The organism is Rhodopseudomonas sp. BR0C11 (assembly GCF_010820945.1).
GTDB classification, from domain to species: Bacteria; Pseudomonadota; Alphaproteobacteria; order Rhizobiales; family Xanthobacteraceae; genus Rhodopseudomonas; species Rhodopseudomonas palustris_H.
This window is the reverse complement of sequence record NZ_QTKI01000042.1, coordinates 1-19495: the sequence shown is the minus strand read 5'-3', so window position 1 is coordinate 19495 and position 19495 is coordinate 1. Positions and strand designations below refer to the sequence as shown.

The 19495-nt window shown below is 62.6% G+C and carries 16 protein-coding genes; 7 read left to right on the top strand and 9 right to left on the bottom strand.

Annotated features, from left to right (window positions below; all coding sequences use genetic code 11):
• Positions 1–121: 121 nt before the first annotated feature.
• From DYI24_RS05940 to csgH, 4 genes are read right to left on the bottom strand one after another with little or no spacing between them, the layout of a single operon-like run.
• A complete protein-coding gene (locus DYI24_RS05940) occupies positions 122–997 on the bottom strand; it encodes a CsgG/HfaB family protein (RefSeq protein ID WP_107345133.1) in 876 nt (291 codons plus the stop codon).
• A 56-nt stretch (positions 998–1053) separates the two neighbouring features.
• A complete protein-coding gene (locus tag DYI24_RS05935; protein ID WP_107345132.1) occupies positions 1054–1338 on the bottom strand; it encodes a curli assembly protein CsgF in 285 nt (94 codons plus the stop codon).
• A 32-nt stretch (positions 1339–1370) separates the two neighbouring features.
• Entirely contained in the window at positions 1371–1901 is a 531-nt protein-coding gene (locus tag DYI24_RS05930; RefSeq protein ID WP_164571614.1) for a hypothetical protein, read from the bottom strand.
• Positions 1886–2224: a curli-like amyloid fiber formation chaperone CsgH gene (csgH, locus tag DYI24_RS05925; RefSeq protein ID WP_349627743.1), complete on the bottom strand. Its 339-nt coding sequence runs from the start codon at positions 2222–2224 to the stop codon at positions 1886–1888. The genes DYI24_RS05930 and csgH overlap by 16 nt, the downstream gene beginning before the upstream one ends.
• A gap of 605 nt (positions 2225–2829) precedes the next feature.
• Between csgH and DYI24_RS05920 the strand changes: the two genes are divergently transcribed.
• Both DYI24_RS05920 and DYI24_RS05915 read left to right on the top strand, forming a co-directional pair.
• Positions 2830–4590 carry a curlin gene (locus tag DYI24_RS05920; RefSeq protein ID WP_164571613.1) on the top strand — a complete coding sequence of 587 codons (1761 nt, stop codon included), beginning with the start codon at positions 2830–2832 and terminating at the stop codon, positions 4588–4590.
• A gap of 378 nt (positions 4591–4968) precedes the next feature.
• Positions 4969–5385, top strand: coding sequence for a helix-turn-helix domain-containing protein (locus DYI24_RS05915; protein WP_164571612.1), 417 nt, complete (start codon positions 4969–4971; stop codon positions 5383–5385).
• Between the two features lie 577 nt (positions 5386–5962).
• Here the strand turns inward: DYI24_RS05915 and DYI24_RS05910 are convergent.
• Both DYI24_RS05910 and DYI24_RS05905 read right to left on the bottom strand, forming a co-directional pair.
• Positions 5963–6448: a DUF6941 family protein gene (locus tag DYI24_RS05910; protein ID WP_107345127.1), complete on the bottom strand. Its 486-nt coding sequence runs from the start codon at positions 6446–6448 to the stop codon at positions 5963–5965.
• 389 nt (positions 6449–6837) lie between these two features.
• Positions 6838–7320: a hypothetical protein gene (locus DYI24_RS05905; RefSeq protein ID WP_107345126.1), complete on the bottom strand. Its 483-nt coding sequence runs from the start codon at positions 7318–7320 to the stop codon at positions 6838–6840.
• A gap of 817 nt (positions 7321–8137) precedes the next feature.
• Between DYI24_RS05905 and DYI24_RS05900 the strand changes: the two genes are divergently transcribed.
• The 4 genes from DYI24_RS05900 (at position 8138) to DYI24_RS05885 (ending at position 14329) form a co-directional block, all read left to right on the top strand.
• The gene (locus DYI24_RS05900; RefSeq protein WP_164571611.1) at positions 8138–9007 is read left to right on the top strand and encodes a TIGR04325 family methyltransferase; all 870 of its coding nucleotides are present in this window, start codon (positions 8138–8140) and stop codon (positions 9005–9007) included.
• 334 nt (positions 9008–9341) lie between these two features.
• Positions 9342–11114, top strand: coding sequence for a DUF4407 domain-containing protein (locus tag DYI24_RS05895; protein ID WP_164571610.1), 1773 nt, complete (start codon positions 9342–9344; stop codon positions 11112–11114).
• A gap of 235 nt (positions 11115–11349) precedes the next feature.
• Entirely contained in the window at positions 11350–12786 is a 1437-nt protein-coding gene (locus DYI24_RS05890) for a mannose-1-phosphate guanylyltransferase/mannose-6-phosphate isomerase (RefSeq protein ID WP_164571609.1), read from the top strand.
• Between the two features lie 46 nt (positions 12787–12832).
• Positions 12833–14329: a phosphomannomutase/phosphoglucomutase gene (locus DYI24_RS05885; protein ID WP_164571608.1), complete on the top strand. Its 1497-nt coding sequence runs from the start codon at positions 12833–12835 to the stop codon at positions 14327–14329.
• A gap of 127 nt (positions 14330–14456) precedes the next feature.
• Here the strand turns inward: DYI24_RS05885 and DYI24_RS05880 are convergent, their stop codons facing one another.
• The 3 genes from DYI24_RS05880 to DYI24_RS05870 all read right to left on the bottom strand — a co-directional run bounded on the left by DYI24_RS05880 (position 14457) and on the right by DYI24_RS05870 (position 18058).
• Positions 14457–15038, bottom strand: coding sequence for a hypothetical protein (locus DYI24_RS05880; RefSeq protein WP_246701166.1), 582 nt, complete (start codon positions 15036–15038; stop codon positions 14457–14459).
• Positions 15039–15463: 425 nt separating this feature from the next.
• Entirely contained in the window at positions 15464–17239 is a 1776-nt protein-coding gene (locus DYI24_RS05875; protein ID WP_164571606.1) for a thiamine pyrophosphate-requiring protein, read from the bottom strand.
• 144 nt (positions 17240–17383) lie between these two features.
• A complete protein-coding gene (locus DYI24_RS05870) occupies positions 17384–18058 on the bottom strand; it encodes a site-2 protease family protein (RefSeq protein ID WP_164571605.1) in 675 nt (224 codons plus the stop codon).
• A gap of 298 nt (positions 18059–18356) precedes the next feature.
• Between DYI24_RS05870 and DYI24_RS05865 the strand changes: the two genes are divergently transcribed.
• On the top strand, positions 18357–19495 hold a 1139-nt coding region (locus DYI24_RS05865; protein ID WP_164571604.1), incomplete at its 3' end, for a S1C family serine protease.

Here is a 19495-nt window from a genome sequence, read left to right as displayed (position 1 = left end):
CCCTGCGCCCGATGCTGCCGGCCGTTGGCCAAGCAGCTCCGCGTAGAAGAGCGGCCGTCGCCCCCCAGGCGAATTCTTCGAAAGAGGAGCGGCGCCGAGACTGCGAAATATCAGTCCCGGATCACATGCCGGCCGGAGCGACCGGAACAGCCGCCTTCCGTTGCAGCTCGAGCTCGCGCATAAAGGCGGTGCCGGCAGCCGGATCCTTGAAGTTCCAGAGATCCTTCTTCACGCCATCGAAGATCAGCGAGTAGACGGCGAGCTGGATGCCTTCACGCACCGCCAAGGTCGTCGGCGAGTTCTTGGTGAAGCCGACATCGGCCTGCAGCAAGCTGTCGATCGCGACATACTTAAAGCCGGTGCCGCTGACGTTGACGGAGTAGATGATCTTCGTCGTCGTGACGGCGGCGAGAACGCGGCCGGTCTGGACGCTCACAGCGCGCAGCGACACCGTGACGATGTCCTGCCGATACTGCATGTTGCCACCGAGACCGAGGTAGTTCGCGCCGATGCCGCCGGTGGTCTCGTTGGTGTCGTATCCGACAATGCCGCCTTCCAGCAGCACGCCGGCGAATCGCAGCGGCGGCAGGCTTTGAGCCTTGTCGCCCTGCAGCGCCGACCGCGTGTTCTGAATGATCTGGCGTTCCTGCAGCAGCGGCTGCAGGTCGGCGCGTTCCGCAACGTCGAACCATTGCCCGCCGCCGGCGGTCAGCAACACGTCGGTGAGAATCGAGCTGCCGCCTTGGGTGACGGCGCGGGAGAACTCAGCGAAGTTGTCGTTCGACTTGTTCTGACCGGTGAGGTCCGGGAAGTTGTAAACGGCGACGTCGAGCTTCTTGGTCGGAGGAGGAAGCTGCTCCAGCACGACGCCGGTTTTGGTCGACGCCACCATCGTCGCCTGCGGAGTCACCGGGTCCTTATCAGTCCCGGTGATAGCGCATCCACCCAAGGAAACAGCCAGCAAGACACACGCCAATGATCCGGCTCTGCTATCCATCGCCGCCGCCCCCCGTTTAACTAACTTAATACTGACCAAGCAATGTTGATGCTCGGTTACGGGCTGGTCGAAGCTGTGGTCGGCGTACCGCCGATCACGATCACGGACGAACCGCTGCCGACATTGCTGAGCGCCGAGCTCAAGCCGGAGAGGTCGGGCGTGTTGTTGCTGCCGGACTTGGTGCCCATGCCCTGAGCCTGGGCGGTGCTGAGAAGGAAGTTGCCGTTCAGCGGATTGCCGTTGAAGGTCGGGCTGACGGGCCGATAGATCTGTTCGGTCGCGAAGCTGGGCGCTGTGAGAATCGCCAACGCGGCAGCGGCTAGCAGAAACTTCGACTTCATCCTACCCTCCTATAAGCTACAAACAATTCTTCTCAACGTCTGATCGGCAGGCCTCCGATCACCAATGCGCCGTTCGGTAATCGTCCGACGAGGAGGTTCAGCGGCGCTGCACCATTTCCCTGCAGGACGCCGACCGACGTTCCTGACGTACCAAGTAACACAAGATTGGATTGAAGGTTGTTGCCAGCCTGCAACACGCCGACCGCATTGTTGTGTCCGCCGATGATGCCGACGTTGGAGACGTTACCAAAGCCGCTTTGGGCCTGGAAAACCGAGTTATACGAGCCGATTTGCAAGGTGCTCGCGTAATTTCCGCCAGTTATTTTCGGCGTGGCCATCTCCGGCAGGGACATCTTTTGTCGATTACCGTTAGCGAAATTTGCAGCAGTGCCGTTGCTGAGCGAAGAGGGCGCTAATCCGATCACGGGCGTACCACCGTTGCCGGTAGCCTGTGAAATATAGGCTGTTTCCGCGTGTGCGATCGTCGCGTGTCCAAGGCCCACGGCTGCGACGGCCAGCGCGGCCGCCATCGAGGAGAACCGCGATTTCATGGTGAAACACATGATACGCTCCCTTGATTGGATCTTATCGTTAGTTCGGCCCGAATTTTCGCTTCTGGGGACTGATCGATAATGACGCTGGTCAGCACCTGGTCCGTAGGGCCGGTGAGTTCGAAAGTTCCGCTCTGGGCGTTTTGACTCACGCCGCTTGTCGATTGTTTGAAGACGTTCAGTTGATACTCGCCCGCCGCGGCGCGCTGCGCGTGAAGCACTGCGTCGATCCGTAGAAGATTGCGGTCCGGCGTATTCCTGATCTCGCAGTCGAGTCCCGTCGTCTTGCTCGCGTTGGCGGCGGACGACCAAGTCGAAATCAGCAGCAGGCCCACACTGCATCGGGCGAGGCGACTGAAATTTCGTGACACGACAAACATCGAAATGACGACTCTGGATCTGTGTGAACGAGTTTGAACTAATCGCCTTGCGTGATGCGGAATTTGAAAGTGATCGTCGTCCACTTTGGGTTCTTTGCGGCGAAATCATTCAGTCAGCGCCGCTCATCGCCGAGGTTTGGATAGTTAAACGAGGTTTAATTGCCTCCACAAGAGTGGACTGTGAGTTGAATTAATTTGTCATCGGCCGGGTGGCTGTGTCGGCCAAAGAATCAAAAAAGTCACGATTTTTCGGCGTTTTGTGCACTACTTTTGCCGGAAATCCGACCGCGTTGACATATGAGTCAACACTGGCGAGGCGGCGGTTCCGTGCCGCGTTGACCTGTATGTCAACGCGCCAGGTGGCAATCGACCGTTAGTGTCTCGATTCCCCAAAAACCGACGTGTTAGCTGGCTGTTAGTTCGGTCTGTGGTTCGCGGTTGGGTTGACAGTTAAAGTAAACAACCGGTTTACGGTTGTCCGAATAGTTAAGTTGGAGTTAAATCGATTTTGAGGGCGGCGATGGTCGTCGACCCCGCTTCGGATAACAGGGAATAAAAACATGCGTATGCTGACAACGTTGGCCGTCCTGTTGGCCACGACGTCGCTGGCTTCCGCCGCGAGCAATGAGTCGTTCATCCTGCAGGCTGGATCGACCAACCACGCGATCGCCGGTCAGACCGGTGGTAACAACAAGCAGGGCACCGTCCAGGTCGGCCGCGGCAACTCGGCGCTGACCGCGCAGAGCGCAGCTTCGTCGAAGACCAACGAGTCGGGTGTGCTGCAGATGGGCGTGCAGAACGGCGCCGTTGCGCTGCAGACCGGCGGCAACAACAAGCAGGGCACCGTGCAGGGCGGCGTGCGCAACTTTGCCGTCACCTCGCAGAAGGGCCGCCAGAGCGCTGCTAACCCGAACGATTCGACGACCGCCCAGTTCGGCGCGTTCAACGGTTCGATCGTGAATCAGAAGGACGGCAACAACAAGCAGACCACGCTGCAGGTCGGCGGCAGCAACTTCGCGGCGACCTCGCAGGATAACGCCGGCAACAACAAGAACACCTCCTCGACCACCCAGCTCGGCGCCTTCAACAGCGCGCTGGTCGGCCAGACCGGCGGCAACAACAATCAGACCACTCTGAGCGTCGGCGTCGGCAACTTCGCCGCCACCAGCCAGAGCGGCGTTGCCGGCCGCACCAACGAGTCGTCCACCGTCCAGTTCGGCGGCTTCAACCGGTCGTTCGCCGGTCAGGCCGGCGGCGGCAACGATCAGGGCACGATGCAGTTCGGCTATGGCAACCTGTCGGCGACTGGCCAGAACGCCAACGCCCAGGGCGCCACCAACTCGGCGCTGACCACGCAGTTTGGCATCGGCAACAAGGCGATGACCCTGCAGAGCACCAAGGGCTCGCCGAGCTTCGCTGCGAACGACGGCTCGCTCAGCGGCAGCATCAAGACCACCGAGAAGTATGCGACGATCAAGTTGTCGCCCCCCTTCTACCAGATCAATCAGCCTGGAACGACCAGCTACGGACCGGTGCCGTTCGCGTACAATGCTCCTGCGGTTTACGGCGGCGTTAATGCTGCGAGCACCCTGCAGGTCGGTAAGGGCAACTCCGCTCTGACGGTGCAGAATTCGGAAGGTGCTCGTACCGGTGGCTCGCTTTCGAAGAGCTTCTCGGTTCCGGTTGGTTCGGGTGTCAAGTATAACGTGCTGCCTGATCCGACCAAGACGGTCTACGGCACGGTCACTGCCACCGCCGAGCTTCCGCAGTCGATCGCGCTGAACGGCGTCAACAACAACGCGTCGACCGTCCAGGTCGGCAAGAAGAACGCCGCGATCACCCTGCAGGACGGCGTTAGCGCTCTGCCGGTGTCGAACGACTCGCTCGTCGCGCAGTTCGGTGAGAAGAACGGCGCGCTGGTCAGCCAGCAGAACGGCCTGAACGGCCAAGCCACTATCCAGCTCGGTGACCGCAACAACGCCGTCACCCTGCAGAAGAACGCCCCGGTGTCCGGCACGGTCAACGCCGCGGCGACCATCCAGGCCGGCTCGAAGAACCGCGCCTTCACCAACCAGGTCGCCAATCCGCTCAACGCCGGTCTCAACGGATCGCTGATTGCCCAGTTCGGTAACAGCAATACCGCGATCGCCGCCCAGAGCACCGGCCTGCAGCCGATGATCGGCGCTCTGAACACCCAGGCGACCGTCCAGGTCGGCACCGGCAACTACGCCGTGACCGCCCAGAACAGCGCGACCGTGACCAACACCTCGGTGACGGCGCAGTTCGGCTCGCACAACGTTGCGTTCACCTCGCAGCACTAAGATGCCTTCGGACGGCGGGACCTCGGTCCCGCCGTCTTTTCTCCAGGCGGCCGAGTACCGCGGCCGCATCTGTCATCGTCAAGATTCTGCAGGTTTCGCTCAGGAAGTGGCCTTTGGGGCGCGCGAATTCCTTAATAGACCGGTCCGGTATCTTGTTCCGTTGAACCGTTGTGCGGCCAAAACATACTAAATCTTAGGGCCCAGGGGCCCGCTGCTTGGTGGGATGGATATTCGGCAACACTCCGCCCGTATTCATTCAGCAAGCCAACAAAAAAGGGCTGTCAACCTGTCCGCTTTGGTGCACAATAAACACTACTTGCAAGTGATAGGACGGCGCTACGTTGTATTGAGGATCGCGGCTGGGTAGGAGGTTCCGCAGTGTCGTCTTATCATTTTGATATCGGCGGTCGCGCGCAGAAGGCAGGACGATTTATTGCCCGCGTACGCGACGAATTGCTCAAGGTGCTTTCAGAAAAGAAGAGGGACGGCCTGACCCAACAGGCACTCGCCAAACGCCTCGGCGTCAATCGTTCCGTGATCAATCGCCAGCTCTCCGGCGAAAGCAATCTCACCTTACGCAGCCTCGCTGATCTGGCCTGGGCCATGGACATGGAGCTGTCGTTCGAGCTCCGCCAGCCCGAACGGCATCCCGGACAGAACGAGCCGGTGACGACCTCGACGCTCAGCTACGGACAGATCAAGGTCGTTAATATCCGCTCGGTGAAAAACGACTGCATCCCGGACCAGCGCGCGCGCAACTCCAATTATCAGAGTTTCTCGGGCGCCGCGGAGTAGGCTGTCATGGCTTTCCCGGACACGGCGGTCGTTGTCAGGATCTCCTGAGCGGCCCGACCGCGCGACAATCCGATCATGTTGCGGTCGTCAGTCAGATCATTTGATCTTCGCCGACGCATTGGATGGTGAGCGGCCGCTGTGCCGCAAACCGCGTGTTCGGTCTCTCGCATTATCGACCGTGCGCAGATCGTTGCGCGATGTTTCTGATCATTACAACGACAAGGCCAGTCTCGTGGTCCGCGGTGAGGTCCTCGGACATCCGAGCGCGCCAATCTCGATCGCCACCCAACCGCGCGACGTTCAAAGTGAGCTCTACGCCTGAGACAGGCGCTGTTTGTTGGCAGCGCTTTCGAGGCGTCGCTACGATTCAGTGAGAGACAGAACAGCTCTGGAATTGAGGGCTGGGCGTGCGATGCGCGGTCTGTGGTCGGATCTTCATCAGCGAAGTCCGGTGCGAACGGGGAGGGAGTCCGTCAATGCGACCGGTTGCGGCTTAGGTCTGCGCCGGAGTGTTGCTTACGGCTGGCTTGACCTCGGCAAAGTCGTCGATCGCGGCAGCGGCGATCGACGGGAGATCTCAGTTGATGGCGGCTGGTCCGTGCTCGAGGGCGACCTGAGGCGCTGCTTGCGACGAGACGGCGAGCGATCCGAGATGTAGTTCGGTGGGGCTGTCGTTGATGACGGCGCGCACGTGGATCATGCCCGGCGATTTGATTTCGCACGGTGAAAAAATCAGGCTTGCCGCCACCACGATGTAGGGCATCATCGGCTGATCTTTCGGCAGGCTGGTGAGAAGATTGATTTGGTCCTGCAGCGCAGGCACTTCAATGGTCTCCTCAGCGATCGGCCTGTCTTCTCCCGGTAGATAGCAACGGACCCGCAGTGATTTGTACGGCTGGTCCGCGGGCGAGAAGACGTTGAAGTGCACACACAGCTTGGGCAGCGACAGCGGAAACTCGTTGGTCACGAACATCGCCGAGTTGTAGCACCCGATAAAGCTGAGTTTTCCGCCGGCCTCGGTCCGAATGTCGTCGCAGAAGATGCAATAACCGTATCGTTCCATTTGAGCTCGCTTGAAAAAAGGGTGTCAGAAAAGCATGTGGGCCAAAAGGCCTGCTGAGTCCGTTATCTCAGTCGGCGCGCAGGGCCGGATCGAGCATTCTAGCCCGTGTCGTCCGAACATTCCGATCGAAAGATCGATCGGTTTCAGTGTCGGATCGGTCCCAACGGACATCCATCACTGCGGTTCGACACCGATCCGCGTCCGACAGAATTAATTTCCGTGCTGCGCACTTTGCGGGATTGGATAGCGACGAGACCGCCCCGTCGAATAGGCCAGCTAACTGCCCGGCCGGCACGGCCGTTAGGTGTTCGCGCGCCGGCGAGGCCCCGGAAACAGCAACGCTTATTGAGGTAGCAAAGCGCGTAGTGACTGTTGAATAGCCGCCATCTTCACATTGAAATGACGTCATCGGGTGAACTCCCTGTGACACACAGGGTAGCACCTATACCCAATTCTCGTCGAATTCGGCGGACTGATGTACGGTAACCTTTATATAAATTGTGATCTTTTACGTGATCGGTCCAATCGCCGAAAACTGCCACGAAACAGTCCTTGCGCAAGAACCACCCGAAGATGCGCACGTCGGGAGTCTTCAACTCCCACACGGCACTTTGCTCGACGCGTATCATCCTGAATTGACGGACATAAACCAACGGTCGTCCGGAAATATAGGCGTAGAACAGTGCATCGACTTGTTCGGCGGGTGTCGCTTCGCCGAGCCTCTGCTCCGGCTCCGCGCCCCCCAACAAGTTCTCCAGCCATTCGATGAAATTCGGGGTGCCATACAGCAGCCGAGCCGGCTGCGCGCCCGCTCCGAGATCCACCTCGATCCGTCGTATCGCCCCTTGCCGCAGCAGATCCTCGATCGTCACGTGTCCCCGCGCGCTCCCCTTACGATCAGACTCTGTTGCTCCGTAGCGCCCGCAAGAGTACCGCCGGCGTCCACCGAGCTGCCGGAGTCCCCACCGGCAGTCCGACCAGATTCCCCTGCAATTTCGGTCACCTCGTGGCCGAATTTTGCAATTCACGCTTTCGTCCAGCGCCCCGTCGATCGACGCGCATCCTCCAACAGCACCAGAGACAGCTCAAGATAGACTGCAGCCGATGGTTGTGTGAGTGCTTTCTGCGCCTCATTCACAGCGAGCGTTTGCCGGTCATTGCCCTACCGATTTTCAATTCCCGGAGCGCTCGCTGGGCGTCGAGATCATTGTGCGAGGTTAACTCCGGCGAGGGCAGGGCGCGCGCGCCGCGATCCACATTGGAGAAGGCATAACGTTAATAAATACCTTCGGTATTGGCTAAGAATCTCAGCACTTCATCATGGATTAAGTGCCCGCATGATCGCCGTCAGACGGCGGACAAACGGCTCAACAAACCCGTGGCTGAGGTAGGCGTTTGGTCTGTCCTTCGGCTTGCCGAGGTCTGCCTGAACGATCCGAGGAGCGCGTCGACCGGGTCGTAGTTCTCGGCCGATGCGTCGATCTGCAGCGGGCGTGGCGCGGCAATCGCGACGATGGCGTTGACCGTCGCACCTCGTTTCCGATGAAATCGATCACGAGCGCGCCCCGATCTGGAGAGACGGCGGATGACCTGCCGCCGTTTGTGAGCGAGGGCCGAGGTCGGTATCAGTTCGGAGATTGCCCCACATTCTGATAGACAGTTGATCTGGCGCTTGCTTGGAAAGGCGGCATGGTCCCGGAGCTCAACAAATTACGTGTCGCGATCGGTTCGTCGACGGCGATCGGCCTGCGGGCGCTCGCGAAACTGCCCTATGGCCCGCAGCTCATCCGCGCCGCGGCGAGCCGCCCCGGAATCGAACGCTGGTTGAGGGCGCTGCTGTGCGTCTATCAACCGTTTCCGGACATCGAGACAGCGACCCAATATATCCGGAGGTTCATTCCGGCCGGCCACGAGCATTCCGATGTGGTGAGCCAGCTCAAGCAGTTCGCCGACGTCACCCGAGAGAGCGACTATCCGGTTCTGTTCTATCTGTCCGGCTACGCGCCGAGCCTGTCGACCGTGTTCGATCTCGGCGGCGGGATCGGGAATCTGTTCTACCCCTACGACCGCGAATTGCGGCTGCCTGCGACGCTGCGCTGGATGGTACACGATCTTCCCGACAAGGAAGAGATCGTGCTGCAGTTCGCCAAATCGCGCAACGAACCGCGGATCGGGTTTTCGCGCCGGATGGAAGATGCCTCCGGGGCCGATCTGTTTATTGTCTCCGGGGCGCTGCATTATTTCGAAGACGAGCTGGCGGTGATCCTCGGCCGGCTTGCCGAATTGCCGCGGCTGGCGGTCGTCAACCGGACGCCGTTCTCTCAGGCGGATCCGATCGTGACGACGCAGGTGGGTGACGGCTATGTGCACGCCTGCAAGCTCCACAGCCTGGCGGGCACGATCGCGGGCATGGAAGCCATTGGATATCGGTTTGTTGCGAAATGGCCGGTCCACGAACGGGCAAGCCGGGTGCCGCTGCGGCCGGACCTGAACGATACGTACTGGGGCCTGTTTTTCGTGCTCGACGCCGACCGCCGGCAAACGGCCGTTCCCCGATAAGCTCTTCGTCTTCGCCCCCCGACCCACGGAATGCCGGTCATGTCGTCGCGACTGGTTCGTCGCGTGGATAGTGTCGAGCGAGTCGAGGTCGCGTGTACCTGTGCCGAAGAATTAGTCGGGCCATCGGCACGTTGACATATATGTCAACGTGCCTCGTCGAAATAACTGATGATACCGCCCAGCCTGCGAGCGACGTGCTCTTTTACCAGCTTTTTCCCGGCTCAGTTAACCGTTGACTAATCAGTTTGTTGCCGGCCGCCTCCAAAAGGTGTTCGATCCTCACTCTGGGCGTGGGCGGTGAACAGCCCGCATCTGGTTCATAGAGGGGTGAGCCATGCTCCAACGATTGCTTTATTTCATTGCCGGCGTCGACCGGGAGCTGATCGCCCGCTGTCCGCCAACCGACCGAATTTGGGCGATGCAGATCGGCTTCTCGCTCTGCCTGTCGTTCCTGGTGGTGTTCGGCGTCTCGTACTACGCCCTCGGCTATATCGTCGGCTCGACCGCGCTGCGATCCTCGATTGCGGTCGTGATCGCGCTCACCGTGATGATGTTCGACCGCGCGCTGTTTCAGTCGGACTGGTTTGTGCAAGGCGCGTTCTGGCTCGACGACGATCAGTCGAAAAAGATCGGGGAGGGGCTGAGGCGTTCGGTTTGGCAGTTCGTCCGCATCACGGCGCGCCTCGCCATCTCGCTCGGACTGGCCTGGGTCATCGCTCTGTTTCTCGAGCTCGCGCTATTCTCCGACGCCATCTCCCAGAAGATCGATCGGGATCGGGTCGCGGGCAATCGTCCGATCTACGAGCAGATCGACAAATATGCGTCGGGGCTGGATCGCGAGATCGCGGAAAGTCGCGCTCAATTGACCGCCATCGAACAGCATCAGCGGGAGCTGCTCGCGCAGGCGCCGCTTCCCTCCGATAGTCCAGCCGCTGCGGACCCCGAGGCCGACCGCGAATTGAAGGCGCTGGCTGAACGCGAAGCCACCGTCCGCGGTGAGGTCAGGGAGCTGGAAGCGACGATCAGGGATCAGTCTCTCGATATGAGCGCGGAGCAGTTCGGAGAGAAGCTGCGCCCGACCAATAGCGGGCGGGCCGGCGCCGGAAGACGCTATGAACTCGCCAAGAAGCAGAAGGAAGCTGCCGAGACGCTGCTGCAGTCGCGCCAGGCTGAGCTGTCCGACATCGTTGCGCGGCGCGAGCGCGTGAAGAACGACGCGGCCGCGCGGCTGGCGGCGGACATCTCCCAACGCGACGATCAGAAGCAGGACTTCGCCGCAAAACGCGTAGCGATCCAGAAGCAGGTCGACACCGCGCGCGCCAACCTGCAGCTGCTGGAAAGCCAGCGGGAAGCCAAGGTTCAGCGCTATCGTGAGCGCACGCTGGAAGGCTCGTTCGTGCAGCAGCGGAAGGACAGCAACGATCCGCTGGTGCGGCTGACTGCCTATCAGGCCTTGAAGAGCGATCCGCAGGAAGGCCAGGCGATCACGCTATTCTCGTGGATGATCCGGCTGTTTGTGGTGTTTCTCGAAATCGTACCGGTGGTCACCAAGATCTTCTTCTCGCCCCCGAGCATGTACGCGATCAACGTCCAGTCACAGCTTAAGTCTGCGCGGGTCGCCGCACGGTCGATGACGTGGAAGCTGGCTGAGGACGAGCCGGAGCTCGATCGGAAGATGCCAGAGCCTGTCGCGCCGATCGAGCCGGCTCATGCAGACGACCGGGTGACCCCGATATTCCCGAGGTTCGAGCCGCCCGAGACGGTCCGCGCGCCATCGAATCCGACTGCACGACGGCGATGGGGACTGCCGGTACGGAAAGCGAAGGAAGAGTATCCGGCGCCCACCAACGACCAGCCGATCGTCGCGACGATCCCGGTGCCTGCCGAGACCAGCGACAAGACCGAGGCCCAGCTGGCGGATGAGGTTTCAGGTGTGCCATTGGCCGCGGTGGAGCGCGAGCCCTTGGTGGAGGAAGCCGTTCCCGCCAGCCCGCCCGAGGAGGCTGAGCGCGTGGTGGTGGTTTACAACGGCGGCGGTATGCGTGACGTAGGTTCCGGCTCCCACGCGCCGGCGGAGATCGAGGTCGCCACGCCGCGTCGCGCCTGACAGAGACGATGAGAGTTACGCCATGGGCTGAGTCTTTCGATCTGTGCGAGGCCGCATCTTCGGGTTGAGCGTGATGCGATCTCTCCAATAGATCCGGGATAGAGGCTTGTGGCGTTCCTGGACCTGCGGCGGTGGGGCCGCGAGGTGGACGTGTTCGGTCATCCCAGGGGAGGCGTGTTGACTCGACAATTCGTTGCAACCACAAAGAGATCGTAATCAGAGTTGGGTGTCTTCGATGAACGCTGTCGGGAAGTCTGCGAACGATCCTCGGTGTGTCCCCTTGATCATGTGCGGCGGCGCTGGGACGCGGCTATGGCCGGCCTCCCGTGAGGTGCGGCCGAAGCAGTTTCTGCCGCTGTTTGGGCCGCGCTCGACGTTCCAGGAGACGCTGCTGCGGGTGTCGGACCCGGCGCTGTTCGGCCGGCCGATCATCATCACCAACACTGCCTACCGCTTCATGGTGCGCGACCAGCTCGCGGAGATCGGGATCGAGGCCGACGTCCTGCTCGAGCCGGCGCGGCGGGACTCCGGTCCCGCGATCGTGGCGGGTGCAGTGTTCGCCGAGCAGCGTGAGCCGGGCGCGATCGTGCTCGCGCTCGCGGCCGATCACGTGGTGCGCGACAAGGATGCTTTCATCGCCGCCTGCCGCGATGGTCTGGCGGGCGTGGCCGAGGGCCGGATTGTGACCTTCGGGGTGAAGCCGGAGCGTCCCGCGACCGAGTACGGCTACATCTCTCCCGGCGACGCGATCGTCGGCAAGGTCCGCAACGTCGCAAAGTTCGTCGAGAAGCCGGACCTCGCCACCGCCGAACGCTATGTCGCGGCGGGCTATCTGTGGAACAGCGGCAACTTCATGTTCCCGGCGGCGGCCCTGCTCGAAGAATACAATGCGGTCGATCCGGACAGCGTTGCGACCATCACCGAGGCGGTGACGACGGCCGGGCGCGACCTGGGATTCGTGACGCTGCCGGAAGCCTCGTTCGGCAAAGCCAAGCCGATCTCGATCGATTACGCGGTGATGGAGAAGACCAAGCGCGCCGCCGTGGTGCCGGTCGATTGCGGCTGGTCGGATGTCGGATCCTGGCGCGCGGTGTGGGAGCTCACCGCCAAGGACGGCGGCGGCAATGCCGCGCAAGGCCCCGCGGTGTTCGAAGATTCCCGCAATTGCCACGTGTCCAGCGACCACACCCTGGTCGCGCTCGAAGGCGTCGACGATCTCGTGGTGGTCGCGACCCAGGACGCGGTGCTGGTGTCCCGTCAGAAGGACAGCAACGGACTGAAGCGGCTGGTCGCCAAGGTCAAGACGGTGGCGCCCGAGGTTACCGACCACCACGCCCAGGTCCATCGCCCATGGGGCTCCTACCGCTCGCTGGATTCCGGTGACCGGCATCAGGTCAAGCGTATCATCGTCAAGCCCGGCGAGCGGCTGTCGCTGCAGAAGCACCACCACCGTTCCGAGCATTGGATCGTGGTGCGCGGCACCGCGCAGGTGACGGTCGACGAACTGATCAAGATCATCCACGAGAACGAGTCGATCTACATCCCGATCGGGGCCACCCACCGGCTGGAGAACCCGGGCAAGATCACGCTCGAGCTGATCGAAGTGCAGACCGGCAGCTATCTGGGCGAAGACGACATCATCCGGTTCGACGACGACTATCGTCGGTCGTAAACCGATCGCTGTCCCGCCGCGCCCTTCCTTGTTGCGAAAGACCGCCATGTTCCCGACGCCGCAGCCGCTTCTGACGGCTAACACTTACGCCTATGAATCCGAGCCGATGGTGAAGCCCACCGGCTTCCGCGAGTACGATGCGCGCTGGCTGTTCGGCCAGGAGATCAACCTGATGGGGGTGCAGGCGCTCGGCATGGGCCTCGGCACGCTGATCGCCGAACTCGGCCGGCCGCAGGAAATCGTCACCGGGCACGACTTCCGCGGCTATTCGGCCTCGATCAAATACGCGCTGATCGCCGGCCTGATGGCGTCCGGCTGCAAGGTGCACGACATCGGCCTGGCCGTGACGCCGATGGCGTATTTCGCGCAGTTCGACCTCGACGTGCCGTGCGTTGCGATGGTCACCGCCTCGCACAACGACAATGGCTGGACCGGCGTCAAGATGGGCGCCAACAGGCCGCTGACCTTCGGCCCCGACGAGATGAACCGGCTGAAGGAGATCGTGCTCGGCGCAGCGTTCAAGCAGGGCGCCGGCTCGTATGTGTTTCATCCGAATTTCCCGGCGCGCTACATCGGCGATCTCACCAAGCATGCCAAGCTGAAGCGCAAACTCAAGGTGGTGGTCGCCTGCGGCAACGGCACCGCCGGCGCCTTTGCCCCGCAGGTGATGGAGGCGATCGGCTGCGAGGTGGTCCCACTCGACACCGAGCTCGATCACACCTTCCCGAAGTACAATCCCAACCCCGAAGACATGGAGATGCTGCACGCGATCCGCGACGCGGTGCTGCAGCACAAGGCCGATCTCGGCCTCGGCTTCGACGGCGACGGTGACCGCTGCGGCGTGGTCGACGACACCGGCGAGGAAATCTTCGCCGACAAGGTCGGCGTGATGCTGGCGCGCGACATGTCGGCGATCCATCCGAACGCGCGCTTCGTCGTCGACGTCAAATCCACCGGCCTGTTCGCGACCGATCCGGTACTGCAACAGCAGGGTGCCCAGACAGAATACTGGAAGACCGGCCACTCCTACATGAAGCGCCGCACCAATGAGAGCAAGGCGCTCGCAGGCTTCGAGAAGTCGGGCCACTTCTTCTTCAACGCGCCGCTCGGTCGCGGCTATGACGACGGCTTGGTGTCGGCGATCGCGATCTGCGAGATGCTCGACCGCGCGCCCGGCAAGTCGATGTCGCAGCTGAAAGACGCGCTGCCGAAGACCTGGTCGTCGCCGACGATGTCGCCGCATTGCGCCGATGAGGTGAAGTATCGCGTGATCGACGAGGTCGTGAAGCACTTCGAAAAAGCGCAGAAGAACGGCGACCAGGTCGCCGGCCAGCCGATCCGCGATCTCGTCACCGTCAACGGCGTCCGCGTCACCTGCGAAGATGGCAGCTGGGGCCTGGTCCGCGCCTCCTCGAACAAACCCGAACTGGTCGTGGTGGTTGAGAGCCCGGTGTCGGAGCAGCGGATGCACGACATGTTCGAAGCCGTGAACGTTGTGCTGCGCCAGCATCCCGAAGTGGGTGCGTATAACCAGACGATCTGAGCCCTGTCGCCCGACAAGATCGGGCACGGCCAATGCCGACAGCGCTGAACGCCTATAGGGTGTCTGCAGAGCTCAGGAAGCTGCCATATGACAGGGCAGGTTGGCGGCGTCAGCCGTCACCGTCGCCCTAGGAGGAGGCGGTTGCCGGAGCCAGAGCCACGAGCGAACCGAGGCCTCTGACATATCCGACACGGTCGGCCGGCGTTGGCTGCCACCAATCAGAGATCAGCTGCTCACGTCCTTTATAGTGCGTGATAAGATCAGCAAACGGACGCTCATTCAGCGGGATCGCGGATTCCAGCTTGTAGATCGACCTGGTGCCCTCCTGTGCATCGAGCTCATCGCTGAAGCGCTGGATTTCCAGACCGCGATAGTTGGGCATCATGTGAAGGAAGCCCAAATGGGCCAGCCGGCTGAGCTGCAGCAGTTCGATCACCGACAGATCAACGCGGATGTAGCCCTCGGCCGGCGCCATCATCTCGACGCCTTGCGCTTGGCCCTTCGAACAGCAGGCTTCGCCGATAGCGTCAGCCAGAATCGAGAGCTGAAGATGGTAACGCTCGATATCCTTGGCTTTCAGATGGGGACGCTGGCTGAACATCGCTTTGATGTCGGCCATCGCTTTCGAAACTCCCTCGGGAGTTGCTCTGGCGGCCATCTCGTAGTGGCGGCCAATCCCCCGGACGATCTGCCGGACGGCTTCGTCCATGCCCCTAATTCGCCCGTGCTGGTAGTATGATCTGGCCGAAGACCAGCACGCCCACAAAAGGGCGGCCAGAAGGCCGACGACTATCAGCAGAACGATCATTCCAGCCCCCGCTTGAATGTCTCGAAACAAGCCCCTTAGCGCAGTCCCGTGTCACTGTAATGAGTTCTGGTAATTCAATGGTAAACTAATCAGCGGCGGCGCAAAGTGTCGCGAGGGGGATCATCCGAGTAATTCCCGTGGGATGATTACATCGGGATGACGATGTGTCCGCGCCGTCTGGGTGCCGATCGGTGAGCTCGATCCGGCCCAAGTATTTCAACGGGGCAGCTAAGAACTAGCCCCGCTGGGATCGGTCCGAAACAGACGGCGTGCTTACGCCGGGACGGGCGAGTCGCGCGTCCCCCCGGTCGTTGCCCTCAACGCCTTCATCCTTTCCCCGGCAGGACGCTCGCCAGCAGCTCCTTGGCGCTGTTGGTGAGGACGCTGCCGAGTTCGGGTTCGCTGCCCATCATGGTCATGAAGTTCTTGGCGTCTTTCAGCGTGATGTGGGGCGGCAACGGCGGGACGTTGGGGTCGGTGTAGGCTTCGAAGATCACCGGGCGGTCGGCCGACAAGGCTTCGTCCCAGGCCGCGCCGACGCGGTCGGGGTTGTCGACGAAGATACCCTTCAGCCCGATCAATTCGGCGTAGCGGTGGTAGGGGAAGTCGGGAATGCTCTGGGTCGACTCGGTCTTGCCGGCGCCGAGCTGGATGCGCTCCTCCCAGGTCACCTGATTGAGGTCGCGATTGTTGAGCACCAGCACGATCAGCCGCGGGTCCGACCACTGCTTCCAGTATTTGGCGATAGTGATCATCTCGTTGAGGCCGTTCATCTGCATTGCGCCGTCGCCCATGCAGGCGATCACCGTGCGGTCCGGATAGGCCATCTTGGCCGCGACCGCGTAGGGCGTACCGGCGCCGAGCGAGGCGAGGCCGCCGGACAGCGATCCCTTCATGCCGCGGCGCATCTTCAGGTCGCGCGCGTACCAGTTCGCCACCGATCCTGAATCTGCGGTGACGATGGCGTTGTCGGGCAGCCGCGGCGACAGCTCCCAGAACACACGCTGCGGATTGAGCGGTTCGGCGCTCTGCAGCGCGCGGTTCTCCAGCGTCTTCCACCATGAAGCCACACCGCGCACGATGCCGCGCCGCCACGAGGTCTCGTCCTTCTGGTTCAGCAGCGGCAATAGGGCGCGTAGCGTCCTGGCGCTGTCGCCGATCAGGTTGACCTCCATCGGATAGCGCAGGCTGAGGCGGCGGCCGTCGACGTCGATCTGCACGCCCCGGGCATCGCCGGGCTTTGGCAGGAATTCGCTGTAGGGAAACGACGAGCCGACCATCAGCAGCGTGTCACAGCCCTTCATCAGGTCCCAGCTCGGCCGGGTGCCGAGCAGACCGATCGAGCCGGTGACGAACGGCAGATCATCGGGCACGGCGGCCTTGCCGAGCAGCGCCTTGGCGACGCCGGCCTGCAGCCGCTCGGCCACCGCAATCACCTCGTCGGTGGCGTCGAGCGCCCCGGCGCCCACCAGGATCGCCACCTTGCTGCCGGCGTTCAGCACCTGCGCGGCGGCCTTCAGGCCGGCTTCATCGGGCACCTGCGCCGGGTAGGCGTGGCCGATGCCGGTGTGGGTGGCGCCGTGCGCCATCGGCGGGTCTTCGTAGTCGAGGCCTTGCAGATCGTTCGGCAGGGTCACGCAGGCGACGCCGCGCTTGTCGTGGGCGATCCGCACCGCGCGGTCGATCAGATGGCGCACCTGCGACGGCACGCTGGCGGTCGCGACGTATTCGCTGACCTCGCCGAACAGAGTTTGCAGGTCGACTTCCTGCTGATAGTCAGCCCCGATCGCACTGCGCGCCTGCTGGCCAAGCAGCGCCACCACCGGCACGTGATCCATCTTGGCATCGTACAGGCCGTTGAGCAGGTGGATCGCGCCCGGCCCTGAGGTCGCGTAGCAAAGTCCGACCTCCCCGGTGAACTTGGCATGCGCCGACGCCATGAACGCGGCCATCTCTTCGTGGCGGACCTGGACGTATTCGATACGGTCCTTGGCTTTCTCCAGCGCGACGTCGAGACCGCCGACACCGTCTCCCGGATAGCCGTAGACCCGCCGCAGGCCCCACTCGGCCAGTCGCTGCCAGACGAACTCGCTCACATTCATGTCGATGACCCGTGTTTGTGCCCGCCGTCGCGGGGCGACGGCGCAAGTGCGGGATCAACGATGGCTTGGAGCAAACGTTGCAGCGCGGGGCGGCAGTGGGGGATGCGGCGCTGCCGGTCTCACCGCCTTTTGAGGCGGCCTTCGTCAGGCCGCGCCGGTGAGGCGCAGGATCGCCTGCACGACGAACTGGCTCGATTGCGCGATGAACTGCGTGGCGATGCCGATGCCGGCCAGCGGCAGGATGAAGATCAGCCCGAGCAGGATCAGCATGCCGTAGGGCTCCACCCGGGCCAGCGGATGCGCCAGCACCCGCGGCAGGATGCCGACGGCGATCCGGCCGCCGTCGAGCGGCGGAATCGGCAGCAGGTTGAAGATTGCCAGCACCACGTTGATCAAGAGCGCGTTGACGAGGTTCTGCGCCAGCCACTGGCCGGCTTCACCGGGCACATAGCCGACGACGTGAAACGCCAGCGCAGCGACCGCCGCGAGAATAAGATTGATCGCCGGACCGGCTGCGGCGACCAGCACCATGTCGCGGCGCGGATTGCGCAAATTGCGGAAGTTCACCGGCACCGGCTTGGCGTAGCCGAACAGAAACGGCGATTGCATCACCAGCAGCAGCAGCGGCAGCAGCACGGGGCCGAACGGATCGATGTGCTTGATCGGGTTGAAGCTGACCCGGCCAAGCATCCAGGCGGTGTTGTCGCCGCAAAGCTTGGCCACATAGGCGTGGGCAGCTTCGTGGAACGTGATCGCGATCAGGAGCGGCAGCGCCCAGACCGAGATCACCACCATCATGTTGGACAACGAGCCTGTCATGTCGATCCACTCGGGTTGGGATCGATCGGGAAGCCGAAGATCCGAAGCGGGAACCAGCGAGATATAGAAGCCACGCCGACGCTGCGCCAGCGCCGGCGGCGATGATGGACTCAAAGTAATCCAGGACCTTGCGGCAGGCAGTTGTTTATCTCCTCTTAACCATCGGCACCTTGGGGCGCCGCGACGGAGCGCCGAACCAATTGGTGGAACCTGCCGGAACCTGATGCATTAGCGCTGGCCGGCGAGCGGAACCTGGCTTGCCGCAATGCCGCAAGCGTCATCTTCGAGACAGGCCGCCATGACCACGTTGCCGCCGCATGCTCCGCCGCCCCCGCGTCCGCCGAGGCTTGATCCACTAACCCGCGAACAGGCCCAGATCCGCCGGGCGCAACGCACCGATCGTCTGCTGCGGATTGCGATCATCTGGCTGCTGGTGCTGGCGACGTTCTGGGTGGCGCAGCCTTATCTCAGCGCACTGTGGTTCTCGGCAACGGGCCCGCGGACCGTCACGGCGCGCGGTGAGCTGGCGCCGGCCGAGAAGGCGACAGTCGAGCTGTTCAAGCAGGTGTCGCCCTCGGTGGTGCATGTGTTCGCGCAAAGCAGCCAAAAGGTATCGCCGTTTTTCGCGCAGCAGGAAGCGCCGGTGCAGTCCGGCTCCGGCGTGATCTGGGACGCTGCCGGCCATGTCGTTACCAACAATCACGTCATCCAGAACGCCAGCCAGCTCGGCGTCCGGCTGGCCTCGGGCGAGTTCGTCACCGCGCGGGTGGTGGGGACGGCGCCGAACTACGACCTCGCAGTGCTGCAGCTCGAACGGCCGCACACGCCGCTGCGCCCGATTGCGATCGGCAGCTCGGACGATCTGCAGGTCGGGCAGGCGACCTACGCAATCGGCAATCCCTACGGTCTCGAACAGACGCTCACCACCGGCATCGTCAGCGCATTGCGGCGGCGGCTGCCGACCGCAGCGGCCCACGAGGTGCGCGGCGTGATCCAGACTGACGCGGCGATCAATCCCGGCAATTCCGGCGGCCCGCTGCTCGACAGCGCCGGCCGGCTGATCGGCATCAACACTGCGATCATTTCCGGCTCCGGCGCTTCGGCCGGCATCGGCTTTGCGATCCCGGTCGATGCGGTCAATCGCGTCGTCACCGCGCTGATCACCAACGGCAGCGTGCCTGTGCCGGGCATCGGCATCGTCGCAGCACGCGAGACCGAGACCGCGCAGCTCGGCATCGACGGGGTGGTGATCCTGCGCACGCTGCCGGATTCGCCGGCCGCGCAGGCCGGCCTCGAAGGCGCGACCGACGACGGCTACGTCCGCGACGTCATCACGGGTGCGAACGGCTCGCCGATCCACAGCATGTCTGATCTGGCCGCGGCACTGGAAGAGGCCGGGATCGGCAGCGACGTCAAGCTGACGGTCGAGCGCGACGG